Genomic DNA, 11922 nt, shown 5'->3' on the forward strand with positions numbered 1-11922 from the left:
TCGGGCCGTGGCGGCTGATCCCGCCCGCCGCGCCCACCTCATCAGGTAAAATCGCGGTCTTTCAGTCACTTGCTGGCCACGTCCCGGCCCGTCACAACGCCCATGAAAGCCGCAGAAATCCGTTCCGCCTTCCTCAAATTCTTTGAGTCCAAAGGCCACCAGATCGTCGCCTCCAGCCCCGTGGTGCCCGGTGACGACCCCACCCTGCTGTTCACCAACGCGGGGATGAACCAGTTCAAGGACGTCTTCCTCGGCTTCGACAAGCGCCCCTACACGCGTGCTGCGACGGCGCAGAAATGCATCCGCGCCGGCGGCAAGCACAACGACCTCGAGAACGTCGGCTACACCGCGCGCCACCACACCTTCTTCGAGATGCTGGGCAACTTCAGCTTCGGCGACTACTTCAAGGAAGACGCCATCAAGTACGCCTGGGAGCTGCTGACCGAAGTCTTCAAGCTGCCCAAGGAAAAACTGCTCGCCACGGTCTACGCCGAGGACGACGAGGCCTACAACATCTGGACGCAGCAGATCGGCCTGCCGCCGGAGCGCGTCATCCGCATCGGCGACAACAAGGGCGCGCGCTATGCCTCCGACAACTTCTGGATGATGGGCGATACGGGTCCGTGCGGCCCCTGCAGCGAAATCTTCTACGACTTCGGCCCCAGTGTCGCCGGCGGCCCTCCGGGCAGCCCTGACGAAGACGGCGACCGCTACACCGAGGTGTGGAACAACGTGTTCATGCAGTTCAACCGTCGTGTCGACGAGAACGGCAACTACGTCATGGACCTGCTGCCCAAGCCCAGCGTCGACACCGGCATGGGTCTGGAACGCCTCACCCGCGTGCTGCAGAACGTGCAGACCAACTACGACATCGACCTCTTCATCACGCTGATGGCTTCGGCCCAGACCGTGCTGAAGCAGGCTGGTGCACTCGAGATTGATCCCGCATCACCCTCGCTCAAGGTCATCGCAGACCACATCCGCGCCTGTGCCTTCACGGTCGCCGACGGCGTCATCCCCAGCAACGAAGGCCGCGGCTACGTGCTGCGCCGTATCGCCCGCCGCGCCATCCGCCACGGCTACAAGCTGGGTGCCCGCGCCCCCTTCTTCCACAAGCTCGTTGATGCGCTCGCTACCGAGATGGGCAGTGCCTACCCCGAGCTCAAGCAGCAACAGGCGCGCGTCACCGAAGTGCTGAAGATCGAGGAAGAGCGCTTCTTCCAGACCATTGCCAACGGCATGGAGATCCTCGACACCGCGCTGGCCTCGCTGCCTGCCGGTACGCCGCTGGGCGGCGACATTGCCTTCAAGCTGCACGATACCTACGGCTTCCCGCTCGACCTGACGGCCGACGTGCTGCGCGAGCGCGGCCTTACCGTGGACGAAGCCGGCTTCAACGCCGCCATGAAAGAACAACGAGAGCGTGCTCGCGAAAAGGGCAAGTTCAAGCTCGCGCAAGGCCTCGAATACAGCGGCACGCCAACCACCTTCCACGGCTACGACAAGCTCTTCATCGAAGGCGCCAAGGTCACCGGCATCTATGTCGATGGTTCGCGCGTTGATGTCGCACGCTCGGGTGACGATGCCGTCATCGTGCTCGACAACACGCCTTTCTACGCCGAGTCCGGCGGCCAGGTCGGCGATGCCGGCGCGATGCAGAACGGCACGGCGCGCTTCGTCGTCGAAGACACGCAGAAGATCCAGGCCGATGTGTTTGGCCACCACGGCCGTGTGGTCGAAGGCGAGATCAAGCTGGGCGACACGCTCAACGCCCGCGTCGACGGCAACCGCCGCACTGCCACGCAGCGTCACCACTCGGTCACCCACATCATGCACAAGGCCTTGCGCGAAGTGCTGGGTGAGCACGTACAGCAGAAAGGCTCGCTGGTCGACGCCGAGAAGACACGCTTCGACTTTGCCCACAACGCACCGATGACGGATGAACAGATCCGCAAGGTTGAGCAGATCGTCAATCGCGAGATCCTCGCCAATGCCGCCACGCAGGCGCGTGTGATGGGTATCGAAGACGCACAGAAGACCGGCGCCATGATGCTGTTCGGCGAGAAGTATGGCGACAGTGTGCGCGTGCTCGACATTGGTTCTTCCCGCGAACTCTGTGGCGGCACACACGTAGCGCGCACGGGCGACATCGGCCTCTTCAAGATCGTTGCTGAAGGCGGCGTCGCGGCCGGCGTGCGCCGTGTCGAAGCGGTGGCAGGTGAAGTCGCGCTGAACCTCGTGCTCGAACGCGACAGCCAGCTCGAACAGGTCAGCGGCGCCCTCAAGGTGCCAGCCGCCGAGGTCGGCAGTAAGCTCGCCCAGGTGCTCGACGGCGTGCGCGCACTGGAGAAGGAGCTCGCCGCACTCAAGGGCAAGCTCGCCAGCAACCAGGGCGACGCGCTGGTGGGTCAGGCCGTCGAAGTGGGCGGCATCAAGGTGCTGGCGGCCACGCTGGAAGGCGCCGACGTGCCGGCCCTGCGTGAAGCGGTCGACAAGCTGCGCGACAAGCTGGGCAGCGCCGCCGTGGTGCTGGCTGCAGTGGCCGACGGCAAGGTCTCGCTGATCGCGGGCGTCACCGCCGACCTGACCGGCAAGGTCAAGGCAGGTGAGCTGGTGAACTTCGTCGCCCAGCAGGTCGGCGGCAAGGGTGGTGGTCGTCCCGACATGGCACAGGCTGGCGGCACCAACCCGGCAGCCCTCCCGGCTGCGCTGGCAGCGGTGAAGGACTGGGTGGCGGGCAAGCTCTGAGCCCGGCCTCACCCAGCCCGCATGAAGGCCCCGCAAGGGGCCTTCGTCTTTTCGGGCCGTCAGAACTGACGCGCCGGAGGGCTCAAGAGCCCCCCGGGAATGGCCGATAAACAGGGCTGACGCCCCGTTCCGGCCCGCGACCTTCGTGACGACCGCCCAGACTCCACCGCAGCTTGCCGACGACCTCCAGTCCCGGCTGACCCGCCCGGTCGCACACCACGTGCTGGCCGCGTTCGTGCTGGTTCTGGCTTTCGCATTGGCTGGTTTCCTGTGGTTCTCGCAGACCGGCCACGAGACACGCATGCAGCAGACGCAGGTTCGGGAGTACGCCCGGACGGCTGCCGCAACCATGCAGGCCGACCTGCAGACCATCGAGCTGCTGCTGCGCAGCCTTGCCGATGCGCCGCAACCTGCTGCGCAAGCCGAGCTGTTGCAGCCGGCGCTGTTGCGCTGGCCCGTTGCTGCCATCTTCGTGCGCAGGGGCACAAGTGGTGCGCCCATCATCCTCCCCGCCCCGGCAATCGCTACGGCGAGCACCGAGGAGCTGAGTTCCGGCTTCACCGAGGCCGCCCACATCGCCGGCCAGGCCGGGTTGCCGGGCTACGTCACCGAGGGCAGCGTCGGCCATGAAGGCCAGTACCTTGTCATCGCCGTCGTGACTCGATCCGGCAATGCTGCGGGCCTGGCCCTGCGCGCCGAGGACTGGGTCCGGCTCCGCACCGGTAACTTCCAGGGCTGGTTCAAGGCCGGCCTGCTCACCAACGCCAGTACGCCATCCAATGACAACGTGCGCGTCTGGTCACACGACTTCCGTGACATTGCCCCGGCCCTACGCCTGCAAGGCATTTCAGCCACGCCGGACAGAGAACATGACGCCCTGCTGCTGCAATGCCTGCTGGTCGTGGCACTGGGTTTCGCCATGGCCTTCGTGTTGCAAAGATCAGGTATGCAGCGCCTGCAGGCCGAAGCTGCGGTCGACGTGGCAGGCAGCGCACGTGAAGCCTCCGAACGGCGCCTGCGTCGCGCCCTGGAGTTGAGCCGGGATGGCGTCTGGGAGCTCGACCCTGTGCGCGGCACAATCTACCTGTCACCACAGGCCCGCAAGCTGCTCGACATCCCTGCAGAGATTGCACTGACCCCGAGGGCGGCGCTGCTCTACCTGCCACGCCACTGGCGTCGCGAGCTGATTGCGCGCTTGCGCACCACGGGCGTCACAGGCGAGACACAGGAGCTGCGTCTGCACCTTGGCGACAGCCTCAATGCACGCTGGCTGCGGTTGCGCGTGCGGGCCCTCGAAGACCAGGGTGTGCGCCTGCTCACGGGCAGCCTTGCCGATATCAGCGAAGAAATGCAGCAGGCCGGCATACACGAGCGCTACCGCGCGATGCTGATGCGAGTCATCGACGCACTGCCAGTGCCAATTGCCCTGCACGGAGCCGATCAGACCCTGCTGATGATGAATGAGCGCTACGCCACGCGAATGCTGTTGCCTCTCCAGGAGATTGCCCATCAGCCCGAGTACGACAGGCTGAGGCAGCACATTGAAGAGCTGGGTCTGCAAGCGATCACGACTGGCGAGCCGCAAAGCCTGGAAGCCTGGCTGCCGATGCTGGATGGCGAGATGCGCTACCTGCGCATAAGCCGTGCGCTATGCGACGGCCTGGAGGGCGAGCCCAATGTCGTGGCGAGTTTCGAAGACATCACCGAACCGACGATGGCGGCACAGCAGATCCGCGCTGAGCGTCGCTTCTTCCAGCGCCTCATCGACAACCTGCCCAACCCCACCTTCGTCAAGGATGCGCAGCACCGCTACACGCTGACGAACCAGGCGCACGCGCTCGACAATGGCACGACGACGCAGGACATCATCGGCAAGCGTTCGAGCGACTTCACCCCTGAAGCGGCTGCCGACATCGAGATGGCTGAAGATGCCCTGCTGGCTGCGCCGGCCGGCACCATTGTCGAGCAGGAAATGTCGTTCAATCGGCACGGCGATATGCAATACGTGATCCTTCGCAAAGTGCACGTCGACGATGGGGAGGGCAATCACGTCCTGCTCTGTACCAGCACCGACATCACCCGCATGCGCGAGACGGAAGAGAGTCTGCGCCGGCAATCCGGGAAGCAGGCGCATCTGCACAGCTTCCTGCAATCGGTGCTTAACGCCGTACCGCACCCCTTGTTCGTCAAGGACCGGCAGCACCGTTACCTCATCAGCAATCGCGCACATGCCGAGACGGTCGGCGCCGCCAGTGTCGATGAGGTCATCGGCAAGCGCTCGTCTGACTTTGTCGATGCCGAGGTGGCAGCCGCCATCGAGGCGGCGGAAGACGCGCTGTTCGCTGACGGCGGCACGACCCTGCTGAACAAGGAATATGTGCTACCGCACCGGAATGGCGACACGCGCTACGTGATCCTCTGCAAGGCACTGTGCATCGACGCCGATGGTCAGCGCGTGCTGGTAGGCGTGAATACCGACATCACCCACCTGCGCGAGGTCGAAGAAGGTCTGCGCCAGCATCGCGACCAGCTCGCCCAGCTGGTGCGCTCGCAAACCATGGAGATCGTGCGCGCCAACGAGATCGTGGAACAGGCGCGCGAAACACGGGCCAGCTTCCTCGGCCACGCCTCAGCGGCCTTGCGGGGCCCGCTCAACGACATCCTGCAGGCCTCACGAGAACTCGATGCCTCGCTGCATCCCGAGACCCTGCAGCACATCCACAACCGCTGTGCGGCCTTGGTCGATCAGATCGCCGCCCTGTCGCGCTCCGCCATGGCCAACAAACTCGAAGGGCCGCTGGCACTGCGCCCCGCCTCGCTCACGCACCTGCTGCACGATGTGGCGGGTGAGTTCCAGGTGTGGTTGCAATCCAGGCAGATGCAGCTCGTCATCGAAGAGGCTGACGAAACGCCTCCTGTGCTGGCCGACAAGGCCCTGCTATGCCGCGCACTGCGCCTGCTGATCCAGCAGGCCGCCAGCACGGCCACAGAAGGCAGCAGCCTCCGCTTCCAGCTGCGCACAACAGGCGGCCACCAATCCGCCGAGGTCGAGCTTTGCATGCACTGCGTCCTGGCCGACGCTGCAACACCGACGAGCATCTGGCAGGAAGCCGAGCCATTCCTGCGCGCGCAACATGGCAAGATCTCGGTGTCGCGCGGCGCTGCCCCCCAAAACAACGAAGTGTCTATTACTGCAAGCCTGCCGGCCTGTGTCGGCGACACCATTCCGGACCCCGTTACGCATTGATACTGGAGCTGTAAATGAGCGCGTCACTCCTCGTCGTCGACGACGAACCCCTGAACCTTGAAATCATCCAGGAGTACCTGGACGGCGAACCGTTCGACCTGACGCTGGCGGAGAGCGGAGACGAGGCCTGGAAGATTCTCGACGCAAGCCCGGAGTCCTTCAGCGCCGTACTACTCGACCGCATGATGCCCGGCATGAGTGGCATCGACCTGCTGCGCAAGATCAAGGCAGACCCGCGCCTCGAACACCTGCCGGTCATCATGCAGACTGCCGCGGCTGCGCCCGAGCAGGTCGCTGAAGGCCTGAATGCCGGCGCCTACTACTACCTCATCAAGCCCTTCGAGCGCGCGACGCTGCTGTCCATCATCCTTGCCGCGCTCGATGACGTGTCCCGCTGGAGCGACCTGCGCCAGCGCGTCACCAGCAACGTGCTGGCCCTGCAGCGCATCGATACAGCTGAATTCAGCTTCCGCACCCTGCACGAGGCCGAAGCGCTGGCCGGTCTGATCTCACAACTGGCTGCCGAGCCCGACTCCGCGCTGATGGGCCTGGCGGAAATCCTCGTCAATGGCGTCGAACACGGCAACCTGGGCATCGATTTCGCTGAAAAATCGCGCCTCAAGATGGAGGACGGCTGGGCTGCCGAAGTCGAGCGCCGCCTGGGTCTGCCCGAAAACAGCGAGAAACGTGTGCGCATCAGCATCAGCCGTGAGGCGGATCACTGGTGCATCGTGGTCCGGGACGAAGGCCCCGGTTTCGACTGGCAGTCCTTCATCGAGCTGGCGCCAGAGCGGGCATTCGCCCCCAATGGCCGTGGCATCGTCATGGCGCGCAAACTGGCATTCCTCTCCGTGGAGTACAAAGGTTGCGGCAATACGGTGGAGCTCCGCATGTCGGCCAGCACGCGTGACTAACGCGCGAGAGATACGACTTTAGTACTATCCGCGCAGTATCCCCGCGCACCGCTGAAAGACTCGCGTGGAGTCTCCACCAAAAACGACAAATATGAGCGTTTCACAAAAACCACTGAGAGTGCTCGTTGCTGATGACGTGCAGGCCAATCGCACCCTGCTGCGCGCCTATCTTGGCCGCCTGGGCTTCGAAGCCATCACGGCAGAGAATGGCGAGGAAGCCGTGCAGATGTTCCAGTCGAACCGACCAGACATCGTGCTGATGGACCTCATGATGCCGGTGATGGATGGCTTTGATGCGATACGCCATATCCGCAACCTGGACAGCCGTCGCTGGGTTCCGATCTTCGTGGTGTCGGCAATGGACACGGATGCCGACATCATTCGTGCGCTGGAGGGCGGCGCCGACGACTACCTCGTCAAGCCATTGTCATACCAGGTGTTCGCCGCCAAAATGCGCAACATGTCGCGCGCGCTGAGCTTCCAGCGTGCGCAGGATGAGGCCCACCGTCGCGAGAGCGCGATTTCGGACGCTGTCATCGACGGCATCATCACCTTCGACGGCACGGGTGCGGTGATCACACTTAACCGCGCAGCCGCGCAAATTTTCGGCGTTCATGACGATGCACTGGTGGGCCGTCACCTGGCCACACTGGTGACCGAGCGTGAACGCCCGGCATTTGCGCTGGAGCTGGCGCGCAACCTCGAACACGGTACGGGTCAGCTGATCGGTCGAGTCGCCGAGATCTCGGCCTGCACGCTGGGCGGACGCAACTTTCCGATGGAGCTGACGATCAGCGCCCTGCCGTCTGATCGCAAGCTGTTCATCGGCGTGGTACGTGACATCAGCGAACGCAAGCGCGCGGAACAACAGATTGCCGATGACGCAGCCCGCCTGCGCCAGTACCACGAAGAGGTTGAGGCCGAAGCCGAGCTCGCCAAGGACATCCTCGATCGGCACATCCACCAGCAGCACACCGACAAGCGCGGCGCACAGCTGATGGTGCTGCCGACTGAACGCTTCTCCGGTGACATCGTACTGGCGGGGCGCTCACCTTCAGGCCTGCTCTACGGCCTGCTGGCCGATGCGACAGGCCATGGCCTGGCAGCAGCGATGAGCGGCCTGTCCGTCGTCAGCCAGTTCCATCAATCGGTGCGTGCCAATGCATCGGTAAGCCAGATCGTTGCAGAGACCAACAAGGGACTGCGTGCCCTGTTGCCGCCGGGGCGCTTCGTGGCAGCGGCGATCATCTGCATCGACGAAACCCAGCGTCGTGCCAGCTACTGGATTGGCGGCGTCCCGAGCGTGCTGCACTTCGGACCAGACGGCCAGTTGCAAGGGCGCCTGCCTTCAGCCCATCTGGCACTGGGCATCACCGATCTGGACGAAAGTGATTGCGAGCCCGCCTATCTCAGCTGGGATGAACCGGGTGGCTGCGTCCTGCTGTGTTCGGATGGCGTTTTCGAAGCCGCACTGGAAGGCGGTAACGAGTTCGGCGAAGAAGGCGCCATCGAAGTGATGCGCCGCAATGGCGGCTCGGCCGGCGCGTTAAGTGCGCTCAATGCAGCGCTCGCCCATCACATGGCCGGACACAACCCGCACGACGACGCATCAGCCCTGCTGCTGCAACTGGACTAGGTCCGCCCCCCCCGGAAAGCTAGTGGCTGAGCTCCAGCTTGCCGGGCTCGCCCAACCACTCCTGCGCCATCTCGATCTCATCGAAGACCTGGATTTCCGCCTCGACGAAAACCTGTGACAGCAAGGCAGCCCAAGCCACCAGGCCGCTCCCGGACACCACGGCGATGCGACTGAAATCACGCGAATGCATGCGGCCATAGCGGATCTGCTCGACCAGGGCGTCGAGGGAGCAGGACTCCAGCTCGCGTAGATCCAGCAGGAGATCCAGCGGCCCATTGAAATGCAGGCGGTAGTTGGAGAGCTCTTCGAACTCCTTGCACTCTGCCAGGCTCAGCCGGCCAAAGGCATGCAACTCAAGCCGGTCTGCAAACACTTCGGTGGTGATCATCACGGGTCCTCCTCGGCGGAGATGCCCGCGAGGCAGCTCCGCGATACAGGTTGGCTCGACGCACGTGGCGATCACCCCGGAGGAGGCATCGCACACGAGGCCTTTCGTGAATTCACTATAGACCATCCAGAATCAGGCGCCCCGCCAGCTATCAGCGCGATCCGTCCAGCGCAACCTGCGCCATCGCGGCAATCACCGCATCGCTCTCGCCCAACGCGGCCGCGAGACGCAAGCTCACAGCGGGATGCGCTGCACGCAGGCGCTCCAGCATCTCGGGCACATCACGGCGCACGTGCCCGCCCTGTGCGAGGAAGACAGGCACCACGGTCACCTGCTTCGCGCCACCTGCGATGAGCTGCTCCACCGCCTCCGGCAACGTGGGCGACATGAATTCGAGAAAGGCCAGCGATACGGCTTGTGCTGGCGATTGCGCGCGGATGGCATCGGCCAGCCGCCGTATCGGGCCGGCCCACTCAGGATCCCGAGCACCGTGACCGAAAAGAACGATTGCACTCGTCGCGTAGTTGCTCATGACTCCTCCTTGATGCGTTTGAGCCCCGCGAGAACCCGCGCACTCGCCAGCAAGCCCACACTGGCCGTGACGCAGACATCGGAACCATAGCCTGCGCAGGATAAACCTTGCGGTCCAACAGGATCGCACATCGCAGGCATCTGCACAGGCTCGCTCGAATAGATGGCCTCAACACCAAATTTGCGACGCGGGTCTCGCGTGAAACCATGCTCCTTGCGCAACCGCGCACGCACCTTGGCGAGCAGGGGATCCTGTTCCGTTCGCGACAGATCGTCGACGCGGATGCGCGAAGGGTCCTGCTTGCCACCGGCTCCACCACATACGACCAGCAGCTGTCCGACACGACTGCAATGAACCACCATCGCCGTCTTCACGCGCACGTTGTCGATAGCATCGAGGACTGCATCATGTCCGGCAAGCAAGCTTGCAAGATTCTCTTCGGTGACGAAGTCCTCGACGACGCGCACTCGACAAGCCGGATTGATGGCGATGATGCGCTCGGCCATTGCATCGACCTTGGCACGCCCCCAGGCGTCGCCCAATGCGTGAATCTGCCGGTTGGTATTCGACTCCGCGATCATGTCCAGGTCGATCAGCGTCAAAGCGCCCACCGCACTGCGCGCCAGCGCCTCGGCCGCCCACGAGCCAACACCACCTATACCCACAACGCAAACGCTGGCCGCGGCAAATGCCTGCAGACCAGCAGCGCCGTGCAGACGCGCAACGCCACCGAAGCGACGCTCGTAATCGGCCGCCGTCGCGACCTCGGTCATGGGATCAGACATCCGAAAAAATCCTGATATACGCGAGCGGGGGGCAAACCGCTTGGAATCCGGGAGCGCGCTGCCACCCCACACATTCTCGCTGCTGACGACAGGGTGCCCGAAATGGCCGCCAGCCAGAAAGAAGTGCCGCGCCTTGCACGCCCTTTGAAGATGCAGTGCCCGTCACGCAACCCCTCGTCAAACCAGGTGATTTCGTGAAATTTTGCACAAAACCACAAAATTACCAGCATTGCAATAAGACAATCCGATGACTTGCCTGCGTCATGAAGCGGCAACTATGGTTACGGAAGTCGCAGAGAAATGAGCTCCTTGAAGGGCCGAAACACACGTGTGTAGCGCTTTTCTCACCGTGCCCCCTTCAGCATGCAACCCGGTTTTCCGGTGCGGGTCAGGCCCAGCCGGATCAAGCGTTAGCGGTGCAGAGGCGGGGGAACATTCCGGCAACTGTTCGGCTGGCACTGCAAGTGCAGCATTGTCTGTCTCTCCGATGTCCTCTTCGGGCCGTTACACACGTGACGGCCCTTTTTATTTGCTATCGGCCTCGGCGTGATAAGCCACGACACGCTCAACCTCGTTGCGCGACCCCAGCACCACTGGCACACGCTGGTGCAGCCCCGAGGGCTGAACGTCCAGGATGGCCTGACGGCCTGTCGAAGCCGCACCGCCTGCCTGTTCGACGATGAATGCCATCGGATTGGCTTCGTACATGAGACGAAGGTGGCCGCCGTTCCTGCGGTTCTTGTCGTCGAGCGGATAGAGGAAGATGCCACCGCGCGCGAGAATGCGATGCACATCAGCCACCATCGAGGCCACCCAGCGCATATTGAAGTCCTGCTCACGCGGCCCTTCCACACCCTGCTGCAGTTCGCCGATATAACGCTGCACCGGCGGCTCCCAGAAGCGGGCACGTGACGCGTTGATGGCAAATTCCTTGGTGCTCTCGGGGATTCGGATGTCCGGATGGGTCAGCACCCAGGCGCCGAACTCGCGATCCAGCGTGAAGCCGTGCGTTCCCGCTCCCACGGTCAGCACGAGCATGGTAGACGGGCCATAAACGGCATAACCTGCGGCTACTTGCTGACGTCCCGGTTGCAGAAAGGCCGTGTCATCCACGTCGCGAGTCCCCTCGGGACAACGCAACACAGAAAAAATGGTGCCCACCGAGATGTTCACGTCGATGTTCGACGAGCCATCCAGCGGATCGAACACCAGTAGGTATTCGCCCTTGGGGTAACGGTTGGGAATCAGGGAGGGGCCTTCGAGCTCCTCCGAGGCCATGGCCGCCAGGTGGCCACCCCACTCGTTGGCCTGCAGCAGCAACTCGTTGGCGATGACATCGAGTTTCTTCTGTGCCTCGCCTTGCACGTTATCGGTCCCAGCATTGCCCAGCAGGCCCGCAATGTTGCCCTTGCCGACGTGCACGCTGATGGTCTTGACGGCTCGCGCCACCACCTCGATGAGCAGACGCAGATTGGACGCAATGGGCTGGTCGCTGCGCTGTTGTTCGATGAGGAATTGCGTGAGGGTGACACGGGCCATGGGGACTCCGGATTGCGGTGGAACGAGCCGCCAATTATCTCGCGCTTTGATTTCAGATCGAACCAGGGACCACAGAATTTGTCAGAATCGGTCAGATCGGGGACACTGCTGCGCTACCCCGCCCACTCACGCC

General features: G+C 63.5%; 8 protein-coding genes. 4 read left to right on the forward strand and 4 right to left on the reverse strand.

The annotated features are described in order from the left end of the window. The first annotated feature begins 102 nt into the window (after nt 1-102). From alaS to ABEA02_RS15530, 4 genes are all read left to right on the forward strand, one after another. Nucleotides 103-2748, forward strand: a complete 2646-nt coding sequence (gene alaS, locus ABEA02_RS15515) for an alanine--tRNA ligase (RefSeq protein ID WP_345534005.1) — start codon at nt 103-105, stop codon at nt 2746-2748. A 145-nt stretch (nt 2749-2893) separates the two neighbouring features. Continuing rightward, nucleotides 2894-5995 (forward strand): PAS domain-containing protein, encoded by a 3102-nt coding sequence (locus ABEA02_RS15520; RefSeq protein ID WP_345534006.1) that lies wholly within the window; start codon nt 2894-2896, stop codon nt 5993-5995. Nucleotides 5996-6009: 14 nt separating this feature from the next. After that, complete coding sequence (locus ABEA02_RS15525; RefSeq protein WP_345534007.1) at nt 6010-6909, forward strand: response regulator; 900 nt, start codon at nt 6010-6012, stop codon at nt 6907-6909. Nucleotides 6910-7000: 91 nt separating this feature from the next. Next, nucleotides 7001-8545, forward strand: a complete 1545-nt coding sequence (locus ABEA02_RS15530; RefSeq protein WP_345534008.1) for a SpoIIE family protein phosphatase — start codon at nt 7001-7003, stop codon at nt 8543-8545. A gap of 19 nt (nt 8546-8564) precedes the next feature. Here the strand turns inward: ABEA02_RS15530 and ABEA02_RS15535 are convergent, their stop codons facing one another. The 4 genes from ABEA02_RS15535 to ABEA02_RS15550 form a co-directional block, all read right to left on the reverse strand. Beyond that, nucleotides 8565-8933 (reverse strand): SpoIIAA family protein, encoded by a 369-nt coding sequence (locus ABEA02_RS15535; protein WP_345534009.1) that lies wholly within the window; start codon nt 8931-8933, stop codon nt 8565-8567. A 151-nt stretch (nt 8934-9084) separates the two neighbouring features. Further along, nucleotides 9085-9465 carry a sirohydrochlorin chelatase gene (locus ABEA02_RS15540; protein WP_345534010.1) on the reverse strand — a complete coding sequence of 127 codons (381 nt, stop codon included), beginning with the start codon at nt 9463-9465 and terminating at the stop codon, nt 9085-9087. After that, nucleotides 9462-10250, reverse strand: coding sequence for a tRNA threonylcarbamoyladenosine dehydratase (locus ABEA02_RS15545; protein ID WP_345534011.1), 789 nt, complete (start codon nt 10248-10250; stop codon nt 9462-9464). Before ABEA02_RS15545 ends, ABEA02_RS15540 begins: the two co-directional genes overlap by 4 nt. Nucleotides 10251-10775: 525 nt before the next feature. After that, nucleotides 10776-11789 carry a class 1 fructose-bisphosphatase gene (locus ABEA02_RS15550; protein WP_345534012.1) on the reverse strand — a complete coding sequence of 338 codons (1014 nt, stop codon included), beginning with the start codon at nt 11787-11789 and terminating at the stop codon, nt 10776-10778. Nucleotides 11790-11922: the final 133 nt, after the last annotated feature.

The sequence above is a fragment of the Viridibacterium curvum genome (assembly GCF_039544165.1).
GTDB lineage: Bacteria > Pseudomonadota > Gammaproteobacteria > Burkholderiales > Rhodocyclaceae > Viridibacterium > Viridibacterium curvum.

Coding starts and splice junctions, on each gene's coding strand:
- ABEA02_RS15545 (WP_345534011.1), bottom strand. CDS start 10,250: ATGTCTGATCCCATGACCGAGGTCGCGACGGCGGCCGATTACGAGCGT.
- ABEA02_RS15530 (WP_345534008.1), top strand. CDS start 7,001: ATGAGCGTTTCACAAAAACCACTGAGAGTGCTCGTTGCTGATGACGTG.
- ABEA02_RS15535 (WP_345534009.1), bottom strand. CDS start 8,933: ATGATCACCACCGAAGTGTTTGCAGACCGGCTTGAGTTGCATGCCTTT.
- alaS (WP_345534005.1), top strand. CDS start 103: ATGAAAGCCGCAGAAATCCGTTCCGCCTTCCTCAAATTCTTTGAGTCC.
- ABEA02_RS15525 (WP_345534007.1), top strand. CDS start 6,010: ATGAGCGCGTCACTCCTCGTCGTCGACGACGAACCCCTGAACCTTGAA.
- ABEA02_RS15550 (WP_345534012.1), bottom strand. CDS start 11,789: ATGGCCCGTGTCACCCTCACGCAATTCCTCATCGAACAACAGCGCAGC.
- ABEA02_RS15540 (WP_345534010.1), bottom strand. CDS start 9,465: ATGAGCAACTACGCGACGAGTGCAATCGTTCTTTTCGGTCACGGTGCT.